This window comes from Actinokineospora fastidiosa (assembly GCF_014648415.1).
GTDB classification, from domain to species: domain Bacteria; phylum Actinomycetota; class Actinomycetes; order Mycobacteriales; family Pseudonocardiaceae; genus Actinokineospora; species Actinokineospora fastidiosa.
In genome coordinates this window covers 1,903,444-1,923,813 of the sequence record NZ_BMRB01000002.1, presented here as the reverse complement: position 1 = coordinate 1,923,813, position 20,370 = coordinate 1,903,444, and the positions used below count along the sequence as shown (strand labels likewise).

Sequence of the window (20,370 nt, the reverse complement as noted above, 5' to 3'; positions counted from 1 at the left end):
AAGGGCCAGATCTTCGTCAAGGGCGAGGTCATCAAGACCGTGCCCGAACACCAGATCGTGGAAACGCTGATCGAGGAGGCCATGCGCCTCGCGGAGACCATGGAGCCGGGAGAGGCCCCTACCGTATCCGTGTCCTGATCGATTCTCCCCGATTGCCGTTCCCCGCAAACGGGGTGAATCTGGCACGCTTGAAGAATGTTGCGCCTCGCGGGAGCTCGACTGCTCGACGAGCGGGACAATCAGGCGGTCAAGGCCGTGTTGGCCGCCGATCACATCGCGTCCTGCATGGTCGCCTCCCGGGTGGAGGCGGCGGGGGTTGATCCGTGGCGGCTCGGCGGCGAGCTGTGGGGCTGCGGCATCCGGGCGGGCAGCAGGCTGGACTCGCTGTGCTTCGCCGGGCCCAACCTGGTGCCGCTGGCCGGGCGGCCGTCTGCCGTGCGCGCCTTCGCCGAGCGGGCGATCCGCAGGCGCAGGCTGTGCTCGTCGCTGGTCGGGCCCGCCGAGCAGGTCATGGGCATGTGGTCGGAGCTGGCCCCGGAGTGGGGACCGGCCCGCGACGTGCGCGAGGACCAGCCGCTGCTGGCCATCAACGGCCCGACCAGGGTCAAGCCGGACCCCAAGGTGCGCCCGGTGCGGCCCGACGAGATCGAGCGCTACCTGCCCGCCGCGATCGCGATGTTCATCGAGGAGGTCGGCGTCGACCCCCGGCTCGGCGACGGCGGCGCGGGCTACCGCGCCCGGGTGGCCGAGCTGATCGCCGCGGGCCGGGCGTTCGCCCGGTTCGAGAACGGCGAGGTCGTCTACAAGGCCGAGATCGGGTCGATGTCGCGCACGGTCGGCCAGATCCAGGGCGTGTGGGTGCACCCGGACAAGCGCGGCCACGGTTACGGCGCGACGGGCACCGCTGCGGTGGTCCGCAGGCTGGTCGAGGGCCTGGGCCGGACGGCGAGCCTGTACGTCAACTCCTACAACACGCCCGCGCGGGCGGTCTACAGCCGGATCGGGTTCGTCCAGGTCGGGCAGTACGCGACCGTGTTGTTCTGACGGTCCGGCGGCGCGTCGCCCCCGGCGAAACGGGCATACTGCGGGACGTGCGCTCACTCCGCCGTCCCGCCGCGCTGGCCGCCGCCCTGATCGCCGTGCTCCCGCTGACCGCGTGCACCCTCTTCGGCGGGGATTCCGGGCCGAGGGACGTGGCCGCCCAGTTCCTCGCCGCCTTCGCGGGCGGCGACGCGGGCACCGCGGCCGCGCACACCGACTCCCCGGAGTCGGCCAGGGCGCTGATGGACCAGGTCCGCGACAAGCTCAAGCCGTCGACCGTGCGCGCGTCGGTCGTCGAGGTGACCGAGGGCGACGGCGAGGTGAGCGACGCCCGGTACACCATCACGTGGGACCTGGGCAAAGGCAGGCTCTGGACCTACGACTCGACCTTCGAGCTGCGCCGGGGCGACGAGGCGTGGAAGGTGCACTGGGCGCCGAACGTGCTGCACCCGAGGCTGTCGGCGGGCCAGTCGCTCGCCGTGGAGACGCTGGAGTCCCCGCTGGCGCCCGTGCTCGACCGGGACGGCACGGCCGTGCTGTCGCCCATCCGGGTGATCTCGGTGCTGTTCGAGAAGGCGAAGGCGGGCGACCCGGACGCGGTGGCCGCGAGCCTGGCCCGCGCGCTGTCGGGCATCGACCGGTCGATCACCAAGCAGTCGATCCTCGACGGCGCGGCGGAGGCCGCGACCTACACCGTCGTCGTGCTGCGGGAGACCGACTACCAGAAGGTGCGCCCGGCGATCTACGAGCTGCCCGGTGTGCGCTTCACCAGCGAGACCCGGCTGCTGGCCCCGGACAAGTCCTTCGCGCCCGCGCTGGTGCCCGCGATCCGCGACCAGGTGGAGGCCGTCGTCGAGGGCAAGGCAGGCTGGCGGGTGCACACCGTCGACAGCAACGGCGCCGAGGTGACCGAGCTGTTCGCCGAGGACGCCGAGCCCGCCGACGCCGTGCGCACCGTGCTCAGCGCCAAGACGCAGCGGGCGGCCGAGCGCGCGCTGGCGGCGGAGCAGAAACCCGCGATGCTGGTGGCCATCCAGCCGTCGACCGGGCACGTGCTGGCCGTGGCGCAGAACCCCGCGGCGGACAAGGAGGGCCCGGTCGCGCTGATGGGCCGCTACCCGCCCGGGTCCACGTTCAAGATCGTGACCGCCGCGGCGGCGATCGAGAGCGGCCTGGCCAAGGCCGACACCCCGCTGCCCTGCCCGCCGACCACGACGATCAACGGCCGCGTGGTGCCCAACAGCGACCGCTTCGACAAGGGCACGGTGCCGCTGCACTCGGCGTTCGCGTTCTCCTGCAACACGACCTTCGCCGACCTCGCGGTGAAGATGCAGCCGTCGACGCTGACCGACATGGCCACGCGGCTGGGCCTGGGCGTGGACTTCGTGGTCCCGGGCATCACCACCATCACCGGGTCGGTGCCGCCCGCGACCGACATCGTCGAGCGCGCCGAGGACGGCTTCGGCCAGGGCAAGGTCGTGGCCAGCCCGTTCGGCATGGCGGTGGTCACCGCGACCGTGGTGTCCGGGCGGCTGACGCCGCCGACGCTGATGGAGGGCGCCACCACCCAGGCGAACATGACGCCCGAGCCGCTGCCCGCCGCCGTACTGACCCCGATCCGGCAGATGATGCGCGAGGTGGTCACCGGCGGCACCGCGACGGCGCTCAACCGCTTCCCCGACACCCACGGCAAGACCGGGACCGCCCAGTTCGGTGACGGCACCCACTCGCACGGGTGGTTCGTCGGCTACCGAGGCGACCTGGCGTTCGCGGTCCTGGTCACCGACGCGGGCACCTCGGGCCCGGCGGTCGCTGCCAGTGGGCGATTCCTCGGCGGCCTGGGCTGATTAAGGTGGAGGGCATGTCCGTTCGTGCCCCGTTGACCCCCGGCGTCCAGTCGCCGCGCCGCCCCGTGCCCCCCGCGATCCCGCGGCCGGAGTACGTGGACAAGCCCGCGCCCAAGCGCCACACCGGCTCGTATGTGCAGACGCCGGAGACCATCGAGGCGATGCGGGTCGCCGGGCGGATCGCCGCGCAGGCGCTCGCCGCGGGCGGCGAGGCCGTCAAGCCCGGCGCGACCACCGACGACATCGACGCCGTCGTGCACGAGTTCCTGCTCGACCACGGCGCCTACCCCTCGACGCTGGGCTACCGGCGGTTCCCCAAGTCGTGCTGCGTGTCGCTCAACGAGGTCATCTGCCACGGCATCCCGGACTCGACGGTCATCGAGGACGGCGACATCGTCAACATCGACGTGACCGCGTTCATCGGCGGCGTGCACGGCGACACCAACGCCACCTTCCTCGCGGGCGACGTCCGGGAGGAGGCCCGGCTGCTGGTCGAGCGCACGCACGAGGCGACGATGCGCGCGATCAAGGCGGTCCGGCCGGGCCGCGCGCTCAACGTCATCGGGCGGGTCATCGAGAGCTACGCCAAGCGCTTCGGCTACGGCGTGGTGCGCGACTTCACCGGGCACGGCATCGGCGAGTCCTTCCACAGTGGACTCGTGATCCTGCACTACGAGGAGCCCAGCGTCACCACCGAGCTGGAGGTCGGGATGACCTTCACCATCGAGCCGATGATCACCCTGGGCGGCATCGACTACGACATCTGGGCCGACGACTGGACGGTCACCACCAAGGACAAGAGCTGGACCGCCCAGTTCGAGCACACGATCGTGGTCACCGAGACCGGCGCGGAGATCCTCACCCTGCCGTAGCGAGCAGGACCTCGAGGACGGCGGCCGCGGTCGGCTCCGGGTCGGTCGCGGCGGCCAGGTGGTGCAGGTCCAGCGCCCGGGTCGGCCAGCCGCGGGCGCGGGCGTCGGCGAGGTCGTCGGCGTAGGCGGGGGAGAGCAGGACGTACCCGGAGGGGCCCTCCCAGTCCACCGACGGGCGCGGCTCCTTGAGGAAGGCGATCGGGACCTCCGGCGCCTCCTCGGCGATGGCGGGGTCCACGGTGATCTCGGGGAACCAGTCGGGCCAGCGGGGGAGCAGGCCGTCGGGGCTGACGGAGCGGAACCGCGCGTACAGCTCGGCGGGCACGGTGTCGCGCCAGCTGCGGCCCGGCGTCGGCAGCCCGGCGTCGAGGTAGACCAGGCCGCGGACCTGCCCGCCCGCGTCGTCGATCTCCTCGGCGAAGGCGGGCAGCAGCGGGCCAGCGCCGCTGTGGCCGACCAGGGCGACCGGGCCCAGCGGGAGCGCGTCGGACATCACGTCGGCGAACGCGCCGATGAGCCGCTGGTGCACCGGCGGGGTGACCACGCTGGGGCGCAGGTCGGGCAGCACCGCCGGGTGCCCGAGCGCGGCCAGCGCGTCGGCCAGCGGGCGCAGGCTGGCCGGGCCGAGGAACGGGCTGTGCACCAGGACGGCGGTGATGGGCATGGGGGCGATGATGGCAGTCCCGGCCGACAGCCGGGGAGAGGATGGAGCGGATGGCCGGGGCGCTGCTGGTCGCGGGAACGACATCGGACGCGGGCAAGAGCGTGCTCGTCGCGGGCCTGTGCCGCTGGCTGGCGCGCTCGGGCGTGCGGGTGGCGCCGTTCAAGGCGCAGAACATGTCCAACAACTCGTTCGTCACCCTCGACGGCGGCGAGATCGGGCGGGCGCAGGCGCTGCAGGCCCACGCGTGCGGGGTGGAGCCGTCGGTGCGGTTCAACCCCGTGCTGCTGAAGCCGGGGTCGGACCGGTCGTCGCAGGTGGTGGTGCTGGGGAAGCCGGTGGGCACGGTCTCGGCGCTGTCGTACCGGGAGCGCAAGGCCGAGCTGTTCGACGTGGTGCTGTCGTCCCTGGCGTCGCTGCGCTCGGAGTACGACGTGGTGGTGTGCGAGGGGGCGGGGTCGCCGACGGAGATCAACCTGCGGGCGACGGACATCGCGAACATGGGCCTCGCGCGTGCGGCCGGGCTTCCGGTGATCGTCGTGGGCGACATCGACCGGGGCGGGGTCTTCGCGCACCTGTTCGGCACGGTCGCGCTGCTGGACGCGGCCGACCAGGCGCTGATCTCCGGGTTCGTGATCAACAAGTTCCGCGGTGACCCGGCGCTGCTGGAGCCAGGGCTGCGCCAGCTGCGCGGCCTGACGGGCCGCGACGTGCTCGGCGTGCTGCCGTGGCGGGAGGAGCTGTGGCTGGACGCGGAGGACTCGCTGTCCTACGCCGCCGACGGCGTGGTCGGCCGCCCGAGCGAGCCGGTGGGCGCGGAGTGGCTGCGGGTGGCCGTCGTGCGCCTTCCCCGGATCTCCAACGCCACCGACGTCGAGGCGCTGGCCTGCGAGCCCGGCGTCTCGGTGCGGTTCGTGACCTCGCCTGCGGGCCTGGCGGACGCGGACCTGGTGGTGCTGCCCGGCTCGAAGTCGACCGTCGCGGACCTGGCGTGGCTGCGCTCGCGCGGCCTGGCGGACGCGGTCGTGGCGCACGCGCGCCGGGGCAGGCCGGTCATGGGGATCTGCGGCGGTTTCCAGATGCTGGGGCGGGTGATCGTCGACGATGTCGAGTCCGGCTCGGGCGAGGCGCCCGGCCTGGGCCTGTTGGACGTCGAGGTGGAGTTCGCCCCCGAGAAGACCCTGGGCCGTCCCAGCGGGCACGCCTTCGGCCACCCCGCGACGGGCTACGAGATCCATCACGGCCGGGTGCGCCGGAACGCGGAATCGCCCCTGGTGACCACGGCCGACGGGACGGGTGAGGGCGCGGTGTCGGGCCCCGTGCTGGGGACGCACTGGCATGGCCTGCTGGAGAACGACGCCGTCCGTCGGCAGGCCCTGCGCTGGGCCGCTGACCTGGCGGGCCGGTCGTTCACCCCGGGCGAGGTGTCCTTCGCCGAGACGCGCGCCGCCCAGGTGGACCTGCTGGCTGACCTGGTCGCCGACCATCTCGACACCCGGGCCCTCCGCGCCCTGATCGACGACGGCGCCCCCGCCGGCCTGCCGTTCCTCCCTCCGGGGAGTCCGTGAGCGGCTAGGCGTCCGAGTCGGCCAGCTCGGCGAGGAGTTCGTCGAGGAAGCCCGCGGCCTCGGCGGCGGCGCGGTCGGGGTCGCGTTCGGTGATCGCGCGCAGCAGGCCGCGGTGGTCGACGTTCGCCTTGTGCGGGGCCTCCCGCACGGTCGTGGCCACCGAGGCGCGTACTACCTCGGTGAGGCCCTGATAGAGCTCGGTCAGGAGCGTGTTGTGCGAGCAGCGCATGACCGCGCCGTGGAACTCCGCGTCCTTGTCGACGCCGACGGTGTAGTCGCGCGCCTCCATGGACTTCTCGCGCGCGCTCAGCACCTCGGTCAGCTCGCGCAGCTCCTCCTCGGTGCGGTTCACCGCGGCCAGGCGCGCGCCCTCGACCTCCAGGATGCGGCGCACCTGGAGGACCTCGCGCAGCTCCGAGCCGACGAGCCTGCGCAGGGCCCCGGAGAACTCGCTCGTGGCGCGGACGAACGTCCCGTCGCCCTGGCGGACCTCCAGCAGGCCAGCGTGGGCGAGGGCGCGCACGGCCTCGCGGACGGTGTTGCGGCCGACGCCCAGGGCGGTGACCAGTTCGGGTTCGGTCGGGATGCGCTCGCCGACCTTCCACTCCGCGGTCGCGATGGCCGACCGCATCTGCTCGATCACCTGGTCGACCAGGCCGGTCCGGCGGGTAGTGGCCAGCGGCACGTCAGAATCCCTTCACTCAGGCGTTCGCCACACGGCATCCACGTCCGTGCTGCCGCGGCTCCGGCGCCGCCGCGGCGGACGTGGCGGGAGTCCAGAGTGCCATGCCCGGTCCCGGCGCAAGCAGGGAGTTGGCAAAGATCGAGGTCAGGGCAGTGGGAGGTTCAGCAGGGCGTTCTCGATCACCTCCGGCACGGCCGGGTGGATCCAGTACTGCCCGCGCGCCATGCTGCGCGCGTCCAGGCCGAAGCTCATCGCCTGGATGACCGGCTGGATCACCGTCGCCGCCTGCGGGCCGATCACGTGCGCGCCCAGCAGCAGGCCGGTCCGCGGGTCGGCCAGGAGCTTGGCGAAGCCGGTGCCGTCCTCCATCGCCCAGCCGTAGGCGATGCCCGAGTACGCCTGGGTCGCCGTCACGTAGGCCACCCCGCGCTCCTGCGCCTCCTGCTCGGTCAGCCCCACCGACGCGATCTGCGGCGCGGTGAACACCGCGTGCGGGACGAACCGGTGGTCGGACTCGATCGGGTCGTCCGGGTGCAGCAGGTTGTGCTGGACGACCCGCGCCTCGTGGTTGGCCACGTGCTTGAGCTGCCAGGGCGAGCTGATGTCGCCCAGCGCCCAGACGCCCTCGGCGGTCGTGCGCTGCTCGGCGTCGACCATCACGTACCCGTACGGGCTCAGCTCGATCCCGCCAGCGGCGGCGTTGACCAGGTCGGAGTTGGGCGTGCGGCCGATGGCGACCAGCAGCGCGTCGGCGTCCACGGTCGCGCCGTCGTCGAGGTGCAGCCGCACGCCGTCGCCGCGCCGCTCCACGCGCTCGGGCTCGCGGCCGAGGCGCACGTCCCAGCGCTGGGCGGCCAGCTTGGTGAACTGCATGCTGATGTCGCGGTCCTCGCGCCGCAGCAGCCCGTCCGAGCGCACGACCAGCGACACCTCGACGCCGAAGGACGAGAAGACGTGCGCGAACTCCGCGGCGATGAACCCGCCGCCGAGGATGGCCAGCCGCCGGGGCAGGGCAGCCAGGCGCATGATCGTGTCGCTGGTGTGGAACGGGACGTCGGCCAGGCCGGGGACGGCGGGGACCATCGGCCTGCTGCCCGCGGCCAGCACGACCCGGTCCGCGGTGATCGTCTCGCCGTCGATCTCCAGCCTGCGCTCGCCGGTGAACCGCGCGGTCCCGGTGTAGACGCTGACGTGCGCGTTGTCGGGGTGGTCGCGGCGGTACCGCTCGCCGTTGGCGGCGATGGGGTCGATGCGGCCGAAGATCCGGTCGCGGATCTCCGGCCAGCGCACGCCGTCCAGGGCCAGGTCGACGCCGAGGCGTCCGGCGTGCTCCGGCGTGGCCGCCAGGTCCGCGGCGTGGACGTACATCTTGGTCGGGATGCAGCCGACGTTCAGGCAGGTCCCGCCGAAGGTCCCGCGCTCGACGAGCGCGACCTCCCAGTCGGCGAAGCGGGAGTCGAGCAGGGAGTTGCCGGAGCCGGTGCCGACGATCACCAGGTCGAAGTGGCGCACAACCCCATCCAACCCCGGCGCCCGGCCCCGGCATTCCCGAGGGTCAGTGCCGGAAGACCGGCGTGATGATCGCCCGGGCCAGGGTGTGGAACGCCAGGTTGAAGCTCACCACGGCGGCGCTGGCGTTCTCATCGACGTCGAGCTTGTCCACGTCCACGGCATGCACGACGAAGTAGTAGCGGTGGTCCTGGTCGTTTTGCGGCGGCGCGGCGCCGACGTAGTCGCGGGAGGACATGTCGTTGCGGACGTGGAAGGCGTCGCCGGGCAGCGAGGCGTCGTCCTTGCCCGCGCCCGAGGGCAGCTCCGTGCAGTCGGCGGGCAGGTTCACCGCGATCCAGTGCCAGAACCCGCCCGGGATCGGCGCGTCCGGGTCGAAGCAGGTGACGACATAGCTGCGAGTGCCCTCCGGCGCGCCGCTCCACGACAGCTGCGGGGACACGTTCTCCCCGCCCGCGGAGGTGTGCACGTGCTTCAGGTCCGTCAGCTCGCCGTCGCGGACGTCGGTCGAGGTCACGGTGAACGTGCCGACCTTCGGCAGCAGCGCGTACGGGTCGGGCGCGACCGGGCGGTCGAGGCTCATGGGGATTCCTCCGGGGCTGGCCTGCGATCTTCGGCGACCAGGCTAGTCCGGGCGTTCGCGGCCCGCGTGTCGACCAGCCGCAGGCCCGCGGCCGCGCCGGAGAGGCCGCGGTGCCCGCGCGTCCAGCCTGCCGCGACCGCGCTGACCAGCAGCAGTGCGACGGCCGGGAGGCCGAGGCCGAGCGCGTCGAGGGTGAAGTAGCCGCCGGAGCCGACCGCGAACCGGACCAGCATCCGGCCGATCCCGGGCTTGCCGCCGTCGGGTCCGACCGGGTTGATCAGGACGACGCGCTGGCCGAACGTGGCGCCGTTGCCCGCGAGCGGGACGACGAGGAGCAGCAGGCCGACGGGCAGGGCGTAGTTGAGGAGCCAGTGCAGGTGCTGTGGTGCGGTGACGGCGCCGAAGCCGTAGATCCACAGCGCGTTGGCAGCGACCGACAGCAGGCCGCCCAGCAACGTCACCGACACGACGTCGACGGCCATCCCGAGCAGGCGGCGTCCGGTGGTGACCGGGCGCGGCTCGCCCGGCGGAGCCTCGACGCGCTGGCCGGGGACGACGCGCAGCAGCGGGGCCAGCGCGTAGCCGATGGCCGCGCCCGCGGTGTTGGCGATCAGATCGTCCACATCGAACAGCCGGTATGGGCAGGCGAACAGGCCCCAGACGGCGGTGAGCTGCGTGAACTCGATGAACAGCGAGGTCAGCGCGCCCATCGCGATGACGGTGGGCAGGCCGCGGTGCAGCATGTGCCTGCCGAACATGCCCATCGGCACGAACAGCGCCACGTTGAACACCACCTGCTGGAGAGCGGGGTTTCGCAGGGTCGCGCCCAGCCCGCTGCCGATGCGCTCCTCCTGGAAGTCGGCGATGAAGCGCAGCGGGTCCAGCTGCGGAACCCGGACCGCGTTCCGGGCGCACCACTCGGGCGTCGTGTCCGGCACGGGCAGCAGCGTGTAGGTCCAGAGGGCGAGCGCGTAGACCAGCATGCCGAAGGCAAGGACCGCGTGGCCGGGCCCGAATCGCCCGCGCTTGCGGTAGCTCCAGGCGATGTAGGGCACGACCAGCAGCGCGGCCAGCGCGGTCCCGCCGATGAACGCCAACAGTGCGGATACGCCCGGATCGCTCACGGAACGCAATCTACGAGCGTCCAGGGCGTCCGGCCGGGTTGTGGATAAACGACCACCCGTCCCGGCGAATCCGCCTACTGTGGGATTCAGGACGAGGAGGAACGATGACCGAGAACCAGGGCGCCGACGAGGTGTCGCGCTCCACCAGGGTCCGCTTCCCGCGGATCAGCCCGAGGGCCTACGAGCACCCGGCCGACCGCGGCGCCATGGCCACGCTGCGGGCAGTGCCGGGCGTGGGCGACGTGCTCAAGGGCGTGGCGGGCCTGTTCCCCGAGCGCGGCGAGCGGCTGATGGCGCTGGCCTCGGCGATCCGGGTGGGCGAGAAGCAGTACCCGAGGATCAACCAGATGCGCGTCGAGTGCGCCGAGACGCTGGACATCGAGCGGGTGCCCAACGTCTTCGTCGCCCGCGACCCGGTGGCCAACGCGATGACGATCGGCATCGACGAGCCGTTCATCGTGCTGACCACGGGCCTGGTGGAGGCCCTGGACACCGAGAGCCTGCGGTTCGTCATCGGGCACGAGATGGGTCACGTGCTGTCCGGCCATGCGGTGCTGCGCACGCTGCTGATCCGCCTGCTCAACCTGCAGCAGACGGTGGCGTTCGTGCCCATGGGCGCGCTGGGCCTGCGCGCGGTCATCGCCGCCCTGCGCGAGTGGTTCCGCAAGGCGGAGCTCACCTGCGACCGGGCGGGCCTGCTCTGCGGCCAGGACCCGGCCGCGGCCCTGCGCACCCACGTGTACCTGGCGGGCGGCACCGACCTGTCGCAGATCGACATCCCGTCGTTCCTGCAACAGGCCAGCGAGTACGAGAACGTGGACGACGTCCGCGACAGCATCCACAAGCTGCGCAACGTCGAGACCATGGGCCACCCCTTCGCCGTCGTCCGCGCCGCCCAACTCCAGCGCTGGGCCGCGAGCGAGGAATACCGCGAGATCCTCACCGGCACCTACCAACGCCGCGACGACGACAGCGGCTCCGCCAACTTCACCGACGACCTCCGCTCGGCGGCCAAGTCCTACAAGGACTCCATGGCCAACTCCACCGACCCCCTCATGAAGATCCTCAGCGACGTAGGCGGCGCCGTAACCGACGCCGCAGGCAAGGTCTTCAGCAGGTTCGGCACCTCCCGGGACTCCAACGGCACCTGACCCACCCGCTCGGGGAGCAAGCTCCCCGCACGGATGCGGCAGACCGCAGGCCCGATGTCCCACCCATCGGGCCGAGCCCTGTCCACAACCACCCTCAACGACCCACGACGGAGCCACCGCGGTAGCGGCCACACCCGCCCAAGGCGCCCCTCGTCCTACAGGGTCGCGGCAGGGCCGCAGGCGTCGGTGCCACCCCACCAACGCCAACGGCCAGCCGCGACCCTCCCGCACCCTTGCCCTTGCCCCGCTGCTCACTCCACCCCACCGCCCCACCCACCCTTACCGCCAACCCCACCCCAACGCCCGACCGCCGACCCCGACCCCAACGCCCGCGCTCGGCCGCCGCCCAAGCCCAGCCCCCGACCGCTGACCCAGCCCTCCAACTCCACCGCCCGACCGCTGATCCACTCCACCGCCCGACCGCTGATCCACTCCAGCGCCCCACCGCTGATCCACTCCAGCGCCCCACCGCTGACCCACCCCAGCGTCCGACTGCTGACCCACCCCGTAGCGCCAGTGCCCGGCCGCCGACCCACTCTGGTGCTCAGTCCGCTGACTTCTCGACTCGTGCTTCGTCCGCCGACCCGTCCGCAACTCCGGTGCTCGGCCGCTGGCGCCACCACCAGCGCCAGTGGCCCGGCCGTCGATCCACTCTGGTGCTCAGTCCGCTGACTTCTCGACCCGAACGTTCGGCCGCCAATCCACTCCAGCGGTCAGCCGCCAACCCACCCCCAGCGCTCGGCCCAGACCCCCATCCTCCCAACCCCAGGGTCCGACCGCCGACCGTCAACCTCATCCCCCAGCGACTTGCGTTAGCTGCCGGAGTCTCCGACGAGGACGTCCGCCCAGCCCGTTAACCGCCGGACTGCCCGCCGCTACCGGCAGCCGCGCTCCGGAACGTTCAGCGGCCGGTGGCGGTGAAGTGTTGGATGTCTACCGGTGATGTCCAGTTTCCGCCCCACGACCAGCCGATTGCGGTGAAGGCGCGCACGGCCTCATCACCGGCGTACAGCATGCCCGGCCGCCGCCATCCCCGATCCACATAGGACGACGCCAGCTCCGGCAGGACCAGGTCGCCCCGGATGTAGGGGTTGCAGAACGGATTGACGTCGATGGCCAGCCCGGACGCGTGTGCCGACCAGGTTTTGAGGTTGACCGCGGGCCTGCAGACGAACGCCGTGGTGTTGTTGCCGTCGCCCGTCGGGTAAAGGTCTAGTTCGGGGCGGGTGGTGACGCGCATCTCCTCGAGTGGGAAGCGGATGGCGTGGAGGCGGGCGAAGGCCTGGGTCACGCCCTCGGCGACGCGCTTGTGGACGATCATCTCGCCGGTGTGGTGGCGGCCGTCGAAGCCCCAGAACGTCATCGTCAGGTAGCGCAGGTCCGCCGCCGCCACCGGGCACTCCGGCTGCCAGGTGCTGCGGGCCAGCACATCCGGCGGCACGGCGGCGATCGTCGAGGCGTACTTGTCGTCCCGGGGCGGGGGCAGGATGTCGGTGGTGGGCAAGGCGCGGTTGGCCAGGACGGGCGGGGTGGGCAGGATCTGGCCGAAGCCGTCCGGGCGCAGGGGGAGGGGCTTGGCGCCGACCACCCACACCGGGCGGGTCGTCGTGGGGACCGGCGACGAGGTCGACGCGGCTGACGAGGACGTCGAGACCGGTGCGGGCCGCGAAGTGGAAGCCGCCGAAGGGGAAGTGGGAGACGCCGAACTGCGCTGGGCGCGCTGCTCGGCGGGCGTCGTGCAGCCTGCCAGCGCGATGAGCGCGACAGCGAGCGCGGCTAGGCGGTGGGAGCGCACAGGTCCAGCATGCCGCACCGCCCAAGGTCCACCCGTTCGAGCGACATGGCGTCGCTACCAGCGGACCGACGGGTTGACATAGCGTGTCCCGAGAAGCACGGACCGTTGTCGATCCCCCGACAGGAGAGCAGCCATGGGCGGAAAGAGCCGCCGCATCCTGGGCGTCGCCGCCGCGTTGGCCGTGCTGGCCGCGATGTTCGCGCAGTTCGTCGCCGACGCCGGCGAGGACATCGTCGGCGGGTCCCGCGCCTCCATCGCGAAGCACCCCTACGTCGTGTTCCTCGCCGACCCGGACGGTCGCCAGTACTGCGGCGGCACCCTGGTGGCGCCGGACAAGGTCGTCACCGCCGCGCACTGCGTCACGCCCTTCGCCGTCACCGACATCAAGGTCGTCGGCGGCCGGGAGGACAAGGAGGCCACCGCGGGCGAGGTGCGCCCGGTGACGGAGGCCTGGGTCCACCCCGAGTACCGGAGCGTGACCGAGGGCTACGACGTCGCCGTCCTGACCCTCGCCGACCCGCTGCCCTACCGCCTGCTGCCCATCGCGGGCGCCGACTCCGACCCGCTGTACGCCGCGGGCGAGATGGCGACGATCCTCGGCTGGGGCCGGACGTCGGCGGGCGGCGAGTCCTCGCAGTTCCTGCTCAAGGCCGAGGTCCCGCTCTACGCCGACGACGACTGCGCCGCCGCCTACGCCGACTTCGCCCCCGAGCCGATGGTGTGCGCGGGCCTGCCCGAGGGCGGCGTCGACACCTGCCAGGGCGACTCCGGCGGCCCGCTGGTCGTCGACGACACCCTGGTCGGCATCTCGTCGTGGGGCGAGGGCTGCGCGGAGCCGGGCAACCCCGGCGTCTACACCCGCGTGTCCACCTACGCCGCCGACATCGCCGCCGCCCTCGAACCCGCGCCGCCGACAACGCCCGCGCCGTGATAGACCGGGGGCGTGCTGTACGCCGCGTCCGGAACGTCGCTAACGACCGTTGACCTCTACGACCTGCTCCGCCTCCGGGTCGACGTGTTCGTCGTGGAGCAGGAGTGCCCCTACCCCGAACTGGACGGCCGCGACCTGCTGGAGAGCACCGTCCACCTGTGGTGGCGCCCCGAGTCGGACGTCCTGGGCTGCCTGCGCCTCCTCGACGAGGGCGACGTCGTCCGGGTCGGCAGGGTCTGCACGGCCGCGTCCGCCCGCGGCACCGGCGTCGGCGCGAAACTGATGGCCGCCGCCGTCGACCGGATCGGCGACCGCGAAAGCGTCCTGGGCGCCCAAGTCCAGGCCCAGGGCCTCTACGCCCGCTTCGGCTACACCCCCGAGGGCGAGTCCTATCTGGAGGACGGCATCCCGCACATCGCCATGCGCCGCCGCAGGTGACGTCCGGCCCCCCGCCGCCAGGTTATCCGGTGGGGGAGAGGGGGTGCCGCTGCGATTGGTCGGGTGTGGACAACCTCGTGGGCGCGGATTCGGGCGGTATCTGCCATCAATGGCCGGCTGGGTGGGCGTGGTGTCAGCGGGGGGCGTGGTCGGTGATCACCTGGACCGCGCGGGTGATGTCGGATTCGGTGAGGTCGGCGCGGGCGGTCAGGCGGAGGCGGGAGATCTGGTCGGGGACCGACGGGGGGCGGAAGCAGCCGACCCAGATGCCTGCGGCGCGGCAGTCGTCGGACCAGCGCAGGGCGGCTTCCGGGGAGGGGGCGCGGACCGACACGACCGCGGCTTCCGGTTCGCTGGCGTGCAGGCCCGCGGCGCGGAGGCGGTTGGCCAGGTCGACGGCGACCGTGCGCACTCGTTCTGCGCGGTCTGGTTCCTCCTTGAGGATCGACAGCGCGGTCAGCGCGGCGGCGGCGCTGGAGGGGGCGAGGCCGGTGTCGAAGATGAAGCTGCGGGCGTTGTCCACCAGGTGACGGATCACGCGGCGCGGGCCGAGGACCGCGCCGCCCTGCGCGCCCAGGGACTTCGACAGGGTGATCGTGGTGACCACGTCCGGCGCGCCCGCCAGGCCCGCGGCGTGCACGGCGCCGCGGCCGCCGTCGCCGAGGACGCCGAGGCCGTGGGCGTCGTCGGCGATCAGGGCGGCGTTGTGGGCGCGGCAGGCGGTGATGAGGTCCGGGAGCGGGGCGAGGTCGCCGTCGACGGAGAAGACGGTGTCGGTCACGACGACGGCGCGCTCGGTGCGGCGGGTGGCCAGGGCGCGCTCGGCTGCGGCCGGGTCCTTGTGGCCGACGACGGCGATCTCGGCGCGGGAGAGCCTGCAGCCGTCGATCAGCGACGCGTGGATGGCAGAGTCGGTGACGATCGAGCAGTTGCGACCGGACAGCGCGGTGACCGCGCCGAGGTTGGCGGCGAAGCCGGAGGAGAACACCAGCGCGGCCTGCGTGCCGCAGAAGCGGGCCAGCTCGAACTCCAGCTCCGCGTGCAGCTCGGTGCTGCCGGTGACCAGCCGCGACCCGGTCGATCCCGCGCCCCAGCGCAGCGCCGCCGCGGCCGCCGCGCCGGTGACGCGCTTGTCGCGCGCGAGGCCGAGGTAGTCGTTGCCCGCGAGGTCGAGCACGCCGTTGTCGGGCGTGCGCGGGCGCAGCTGCCTGGCCAGACCCGCCTTGCGCCGATCCTCGGCGTGGGCGTCGAGCCAGTCGAACACGGTGTCGCTCACGCCCGCGAGTCTCGCACCGCGGGGAGGCCGGACCCGCGTCCGGGTCGGCCGCGCGCGGAACGATACGGTCGGCGCATGCGTGGCACGGTGAGTTTCGTGGGAGCCGGACCGGGCGCTGCCGACCTGCTGACCCTGCGCGGGGCCAAGCGGATCGCCGACGCGGACCTCGTGCTGTACGCCTCGGGGGTGACCGATCCCACCTGGCTGCGCGAGCACACCGGACCCGACGCGGAACTGATCGATTGCGCCCGTCTCGGCCCTGACGAGATCGCCGAGCACTACCGCCGACTGGCCAGCAGGCGCGGTGCTGCCGTCCGGCTGGTGAGCGGGGACCCGGCGCTGTCGCCTCGGCTGCGCGAGCAACTGGACCTGTGCGCCCGACTGGGCCTCGACGTCGAGGTCGTCCCCGGAGTCTCCCCGATCTCGGCGACGGGAACCGCCCTGCTCGAGGCGGGCGCGATCGACTCGGTGTCGATCACGACGGTGGAAACCGACTTCGCCTCCATCCGCGCCCTGGCTGCGGTCGACCGGACCCTCGCCGTCCGCGCGCCCGCCGCCCGCACCGCCGACCTGGTGGAAGCCCTCTCCGCGGCGGGCGTCCCCGACGACACTCCGGCGGTGGTGGCGGACAAGGTCAGCAGGCCGGACGAGACGATCATCCACACCACCGTCGCCGACCTGGTCGCCGAGGTGAAGAAGCACAACCTGTGGCGCACCACCCTCTTCCTCGTCGGCGACGCGCTGCGCACCACCGGCAAACCCCGCACCGACGACCCCGCCCCCCGCTGGACCGCCCGCTCCTGGCGCAGGCCCACCGACGAACCCCGCAAGACCTGGGCCGAACGCCGCGCCGAGGCCGCCGAGCCGGTGCGGGAGGAGCCGGAGCCCGCTTCCACGGCACGGTTTTCGGGGCGGAACGGCGCTGCTGAGAAGGTGCGGGCTGGCAGGTGGACCGCCCAAGGCGCCTCCGCCGCCCGGCCTTCGGGACGGGATGGCGGCGGGGAGGCGTCGGAGCAGGAACCTGCGGCCGGGTGGGCCGCCCACGGTGCCTCGGCGGGACGGCTGTCGGGACGGGACAGTGCTGCTGGGAAGGCGTCGGAGCAGACCCGCGCGGGCAGGTGGGCCGCGAAAGGCGACTCGGGTGCAGGATTGTCGAGGTCGGGTGCTGTTGGCACCGCCTCGGAGCAGGAGCCTGCCGCTGGGGATGGGTCGGCGGGGCGGAATGGCGTTGCCGGTAAGGCGTCGGAGCAGGGGCTTGGGCGTGGGTCGGCCGCTCAGGGTGCTTCGGCGGGGCGGAATGGGGGCGCTGGGAAGGCGTCGGGACAGGGGCTTGGGCGTGGGTCGGCCGCTCAGAGTGCTTCGGCGGGGCGGAATGGGGGCGCTGGGAAGGCGTCGGGCCAGGGGGTTGGGGGTAGGTGGGCCGCTCAGGGTGGTTCTGGCGCGGGACTGTCGGCGCAGAACGGCTCTGCTGGGACGGTGTCCGCGCCGGGTGGTTCCGGTGAGGGGGTGTCAGGCCAGGGTGAGGGCTCGGCCGCCGCGGGAGCGGCGGGAGGCGGTTCCGGTCAAGGAGGTTCGGGCGGGGGCTTGTCCGGGCGAAGTGGGGTGTCCGCTCAGGGGGCGGCGGGTGGCGCGGGTGCGCAGGGTGGGGCGGCTGATCGGTCCTCCGGGCAGGGCGCCGAGGAGAAGCCTTCTGGGCGGCAGGGCGACCTGCAGGGCGCGGGCGCGTCTGCGGAGGAGCGGGTGGTTGGTGGGGGCGGGGTTGGAGAGGCCGGGGTTGGTGGACTCGGAATCGGAGACGCCGGGGCCGGTGGCGTCGGGGTTGGGAAGGCCGAGGTTGGGGTCGGCGAGGTTGGGGTCGGGGAGGCTGCGGGCGACGCGGGCTCGCGGGGGGCCAAGTCGGTGCGGGGGCAGGGGAAGCGGACTGCTCGGGCTGGGGCTAAGCGGGGAGTTAAGAAGTCCTGAGGCTGGAGTGGATGATCTCGTCATCTGAATGATCGTTCGAATGATCTGAACATATGACGCGATCACGGGGATGATGGCATCATCTGGGGAAATCGGCGCAATCGTTTCGGAATGGGGATTGGCCGGTTTCCCTGGGGGCGGGTGGCGTGGTCGAATGGGCCATGGCGGGATCCGTGTCCGATATGTCCAGGTTGGCCGAGATGGTCAAGCGGCCGTGGGCTGAGATCACCGTCGTGGAGGCCGAGGGGCGGGACTTCCGGCGGGCGGTCAACGTCTGTCGGGCGCGGTCTGCCGTCATGGTGCGGACGGCGCCGGGGGCGGGGCCCGCGGAGTTGGCGCGCGAGCTGGTCGGCTGGCACCGGTATCTGGCGGTGCTGGAGAACGTCGGCGGGGAGACCGAGCAACTCTCCATTGTGGACGTCACCGAGGCTGAGCGGAAAGCCTGGCGCACGCCCAATCTCGTGCTCTGCCTCAGTTCTCTCGAAACCCGCGAGACCCACCGCTGGATCGCCGGCGAGCCGAACGGCGACGGCAGGGGATGGGCGCTGCCGATGACCGCGTTCGCCACCCGCGAGGGGCACTGGATCCCCGAGCACGTCCGCGCCCTCGCGCTCGCCCGCCTCGCCCCGCGCCCCGGGGTGCTCGTGTGGGATGTCTGCGCGGGCTCGGGCGCGCTCGGCGTCGAGGCCGGGATGCTCGGCGCCGCCGTGGTCGCGGTCGAGCGGGACGCCGCGTTGTGTGTGCGGATCGTGGCCAACGCCAACGCGCACGGTGTCGACGTCCGGCTGGAGGACGGTGAGCTGCCGCGGGCGCTGCGCGCGCTGCCCAAGCCGGACGCCGTCTTCCTCGCCCGCTCCACCCCCGATCTCGTGCGCGCCTGCGCGGGCGCGGGTGCGGACCGGGTCGTCGTGATGGTGTCGGAACTAGACCACTTGGGCATGGTGCGCACGACGCTGGCCGGGGCCGGGTACGCCGTCGACGGGTGTCAGCTCAGCGCTGCCGGGTTCGGGGATGGGCCGGATGGGGGAACGATGGTGCGCCCCGCGGAGTCCTCCTTCCTGGTCTGGGGCGCGCGAATCGACCCGGAAGCCGCCGAATGACGTACGCGATTGATCCAAACGGCACATTCTGTTCGCTATGCGAGCAGGTAATGTGCGCTCCTTGTGGCAGACGGATGAGAGAGCGCTCCCGATTAGTGAGGTTTGTCCGTGGTACTGGTCGGGGGCGGGCGGTAGCCCCATAAGATCGCCCGAGGGGTCCGTGACGAGCGGAGAACTTGTGAACACTGTGCGAAATGTTCGGCTGTCCCGCCGGGCCGCCCTGCTGGGCGGGCTGGGCGTCGGCGCGGGTCTGCTGACCGGCTGCCAGGCCAAGACCCCGGAGGTCGATCCGCGCAACGAGCTGGCCCTGACGAAGCCGCCGACCTCGACATCCCAGCCGGTCACGATCGACCGCAAGATCGCAGCAGGCCGCTACCGCGACGTCGACATCGTGCTGATCCGCCCCGCAGGCATCCCGCCGGGCCCCATCCCCGTGTGCGTGGCGCTGCACGACAAGGTCGGCGGCGCGCGCTCCTTCCTCGACCTCGGCGTGCCCGACGTGCTGACCGAGCTGGTGCGCTACAGCAGCGTGCCGTTCGCGATCGCCGCTGCCGACGGCGGCAACTGGATCGGCGACAAGGACGACGAGCCGATGCGGATGCTGGAGGAGGACCTCCCCGAGTGGCTGGAGTACCACGACCTGGCCACCACCCCGTTCGCCGCCGTCGGCATCGGCGAGGGCGCGGTGGGCGCGCTCAACCACGGCCGCAAGAGCACCGGCATCGAGGTCGTCGCCGCGATCAGCCCGACGCTGTACGAGAGCTGGGCGTTCGCCGAGCAGTCCAAGGACTTCGAGAGCCGCGCCCAGTGGGAGGCCAAGGAGCCGCTGCGCCATCCGAGGGAGTTCGCCAACCTCAAGGTCGCCGTCTGGTGCGGCACCGAGGACGAGGCGTTCCTGGACACCGCCAAGGACTTCGCGGGCAAGGTCGGCGCCAAGGGCCACTGGGCTCCGGGCGGCCACAACGCCGCGTACTGGAAGAAGGCACTGCCCGAGGCGCTGAAGTACGTCGGCGAGCACCTCTAGATGACCGAGGTGCGCCTGGGCATCGTCCCGCTGCGCCCGCTGACCATCCCCGACCTGCTGCGCGGATCGGTCGACGCGGTGCGCCGCCACCCGGGCGCGCTGCTGGGCGTCGGTTTCGGCGTCGCGGTGTCCGCCGAGCTCGCGGCCTGGGCGCTGCTCGCCGTCGCCGAACCGTCACCCCTGCTGGAGAACCTGGTCCGGCTCGGCGTCGCTGGCCTGGTCGGCATCGTCCTCGCGGCCGTGGTGAACGTGGTGGTCCCGCGCGCGGTCTTCGGCCACGCCACCAGCGCGCGGCTCGCGCTGCGCACCGGGGCGTCCGCGCTGCCCGCGCTCGTCGGCGTGACCGTGCTGACCGGCCTGCTGATCGGCGGCCTCGGCGCGCTCGGCCTGCTGACGACGAAGCTCGGCCCCCTGGGGCTCGTGCTCGCCCTGCCCCCTGCTGGTGGGCGTGCTGTATCTGAGCGTGGCGCTGATGCTCGCGCCGTCCGCGGCCGTGGTCGAGCGGGTGTCGCCGGTCGCGGCGCTGCGCCGGTCGCAGGCGCTCGTGCACGAGGGCACCGGCGGCTGGTGGCGGGTGTTCGTCGTCGCGCTCATCGCCAGCGTCGCCGGGGTCGCGCTGCGCGCGCCGACGCTGATGCTGTTCGAGGCGATCAGCGGCGGGTCCGCGCTCGCCGAGTCGCTGGGGTCGGTGCTGGTGGCCACCGTCGTCTCGCCGTGGACGATGGCCCTGCACGCGCTGCTCTACATCGACGCCCGCTCCGGGGTGGAGGGCATCGACGGGCTGTGGCGGACCGCGGGCTGAC

At 72.7% G+C, this 20,370-nt stretch carries 19 protein-coding genes and 1 pseudogene; 12 read left to right on the top strand and 8 right to left on the bottom strand.

Features of this window, described 5'->3' with window-relative positions; all coding sequences use genetic code 11:
- The 4 genes and pseudogenes from IEY98_RS18825 to map form a co-directional block, all read left to right on the top strand.
- Window positions 1-138: pseudogene (locus IEY98_RS18825) on the top strand (flavodoxin-dependent (E)-4-hydroxy-3-methylbut-2-enyl-diphosphate synthase); the annotation flags it as partial.
- A 57-nt stretch (window positions 139-195) separates the two neighbouring features.
- A complete protein-coding gene (locus IEY98_RS18820; protein ID WP_189211697.1) occupies window positions 196-1,044 on the top strand; it encodes a GNAT family N-acetyltransferase in 849 nt (282 codons plus the stop codon).
- A 47-nt stretch (window positions 1,045-1,091) separates the two neighbouring features.
- A complete protein-coding gene (locus IEY98_RS18815; RefSeq protein ID WP_189211696.1) occupies window positions 1,092-2,888 on the top strand; it encodes a penicillin-binding transpeptidase domain-containing protein in 1,797 nt (598 codons plus the stop codon).
- A 14-nt stretch (window positions 2,889-2,902) separates the two neighbouring features.
- Entirely contained in the window at window positions 2,903-3,760 is an 858-nt protein-coding gene (map, locus tag IEY98_RS18810) for a type I methionyl aminopeptidase (RefSeq protein ID WP_189211695.1), read from the top strand.
- Here the strand turns inward: map and IEY98_RS18805 are convergent.
- Window positions 3,747-4,424, bottom strand: coding sequence for an alpha/beta fold hydrolase (locus IEY98_RS18805; protein ID WP_229787026.1), 678 nt, complete (start codon window positions 4,422-4,424; stop codon window positions 3,747-3,749). The genes map and IEY98_RS18805 overlap by 14 nt on opposite strands.
- A 50-nt stretch (window positions 4,425-4,474) precedes the next feature.
- Here IEY98_RS18805 and IEY98_RS18800 point away from each other — a divergent pair, with 50 nt between their 5' ends.
- Window positions 4,475-5,989, top strand: coding sequence for a cobyric acid synthase (locus tag IEY98_RS18800; protein ID WP_189211694.1), 1,515 nt, complete (start codon window positions 4,475-4,477; stop codon window positions 5,987-5,989).
- A 4-nt stretch (window positions 5,990-5,993) separates the two neighbouring features.
- Here IEY98_RS18800 and IEY98_RS18795 read toward each other — a convergent pair whose 3' ends face one another.
- From IEY98_RS18795 to IEY98_RS18780, 4 genes are all read right to left on the bottom strand, one after another.
- Window positions 5,994-6,674 carry a FadR/GntR family transcriptional regulator gene (locus IEY98_RS18795; protein ID WP_189211693.1) on the bottom strand — a complete coding sequence of 227 codons (681 nt, stop codon included), beginning with the start codon at window positions 6,672-6,674 and terminating at the stop codon, window positions 5,994-5,996.
- A gap of 144 nt (window positions 6,675-6,818) precedes the next feature.
- Window positions 6,819-8,186 carry a mycothione reductase gene (locus tag IEY98_RS18790; protein WP_189211692.1) on the bottom strand — a complete coding sequence of 456 codons (1,368 nt, stop codon included), beginning with the start codon at window positions 8,184-8,186 and terminating at the stop codon, window positions 6,819-6,821.
- Between the two features lie 43 nt (window positions 8,187-8,229).
- Entirely contained in the window at window positions 8,230-8,766 is a 537-nt protein-coding gene (locus IEY98_RS18785) for a YbhB/YbcL family Raf kinase inhibitor-like protein (RefSeq protein ID WP_189211691.1), read from the bottom strand.
- A complete protein-coding gene (locus IEY98_RS18780; RefSeq protein ID WP_189211690.1) occupies window positions 8,763-9,890 on the bottom strand; it encodes a VanZ family protein in 1,128 nt (375 codons plus the stop codon). Before IEY98_RS18780 ends, IEY98_RS18785 begins: the two co-directional genes overlap by 4 nt.
- A 104-nt stretch (window positions 9,891-9,994) precedes the next feature.
- On the opposite strand from IEY98_RS18780, the gene IEY98_RS18775 reads away from it, so the two are divergent.
- Complete coding sequence (locus tag IEY98_RS18775; RefSeq protein ID WP_189211689.1) at window positions 9,995-11,041, top strand: M48 family metallopeptidase; 1,047 nt, start codon at window positions 9,995-9,997, stop codon at window positions 11,039-11,041.
- A 901-nt stretch (window positions 11,042-11,942) separates the two neighbouring features.
- Here the strand turns inward: IEY98_RS18775 and IEY98_RS18770 are convergent.
- The gene (locus tag IEY98_RS18770) at window positions 11,943-12,836 is read right to left on the bottom strand and encodes a M15 family metallopeptidase (RefSeq protein WP_229787025.1); all 894 of its coding nucleotides are present in this window, start codon (window positions 12,834-12,836) and stop codon (window positions 11,943-11,945) included.
- Window positions 12,837-12,969: 133 nt separating this feature from the next.
- Between IEY98_RS18770 and IEY98_RS18765 the strand changes: the two genes are divergently transcribed.
- Together IEY98_RS18765 and IEY98_RS18760 are read left to right on the top strand one after the other, a co-directional pair.
- The gene (locus IEY98_RS18765; RefSeq protein WP_189211688.1) at window positions 12,970-13,767 is read left to right on the top strand and encodes a S1 family peptidase; all 798 of its coding nucleotides are present in this window, start codon (window positions 12,970-12,972) and stop codon (window positions 13,765-13,767) included.
- Between the two features lie 12 nt (window positions 13,768-13,779).
- Entirely contained in the window at window positions 13,780-14,205 is a 426-nt protein-coding gene (locus IEY98_RS18760) for a GNAT family N-acetyltransferase (RefSeq protein ID WP_189211687.1), read from the top strand.
- Window positions 14,206-14,338: 133 nt separating this feature from the next.
- On the opposite strand, the gene IEY98_RS18755 is transcribed toward IEY98_RS18760, so the two are convergent.
- Complete coding sequence (locus tag IEY98_RS18755; protein WP_229787024.1) at window positions 14,339-15,481, bottom strand: 8-amino-7-oxononanoate synthase; 1,143 nt, start codon at window positions 15,479-15,481, stop codon at window positions 14,339-14,341.
- 75 nt (window positions 15,482-15,556) lie between these two features.
- Between IEY98_RS18755 and IEY98_RS18750 the strand changes: the two genes are divergently transcribed.
- The 3 genes from IEY98_RS18750 (at window position 15,557) to IEY98_RS18740 (ending at window position 19,567) form a co-directional block, all read left to right on the top strand.
- On the top strand, window positions 15,557-17,443 hold the full coding sequence (locus IEY98_RS18750) for an SAM-dependent methyltransferase (protein ID WP_189211686.1): 1,887 nt from the start codon (window positions 15,557-15,559) through the stop codon (window positions 17,441-17,443).
- A 182-nt stretch (window positions 17,444-17,625) separates the two neighbouring features.
- Window positions 17,626-18,543, top strand: a complete 918-nt coding sequence (locus IEY98_RS18745) for a bifunctional cobalt-precorrin-7 (C(5))-methyltransferase/cobalt-precorrin-6B (C(15))-methyltransferase (protein WP_189211685.1) — start codon at window positions 17,626-17,628, stop codon at window positions 18,541-18,543.
- Window positions 18,544-18,721: 178 nt separating this feature from the next.
- Window positions 18,722-19,567 carry an alpha/beta hydrolase-fold protein gene (locus tag IEY98_RS18740; RefSeq protein ID WP_189211684.1) on the top strand — a complete coding sequence of 282 codons (846 nt, stop codon included), beginning with the start codon at window positions 18,722-18,724 and terminating at the stop codon, window positions 19,565-19,567.
- Here the strand turns inward: IEY98_RS18740 and IEY98_RS18735 are convergent.
- Complete coding sequence (locus IEY98_RS18735) at window positions 19,564-19,875, bottom strand: hypothetical protein (RefSeq protein WP_189211683.1); 312 nt, start codon at window positions 19,873-19,875, stop codon at window positions 19,564-19,566. The two genes, IEY98_RS18740 and IEY98_RS18735, sit on opposite strands and share 4 nt — an antisense overlap.
- Before the next feature lie 140 nt (window positions 19,876-20,015).
- On the opposite strand from IEY98_RS18735, the gene IEY98_RS18730 reads away from it, so the two are divergent.
- Window positions 20,016-20,369: a hypothetical protein gene (locus IEY98_RS18730; RefSeq protein WP_189211682.1), complete on the top strand. Its 354-nt coding sequence runs from the start codon at window positions 20,016-20,018 to the stop codon at window positions 20,367-20,369.
- The last annotated feature ends 1 nt before the right edge of the window (window position 20,370 follow it).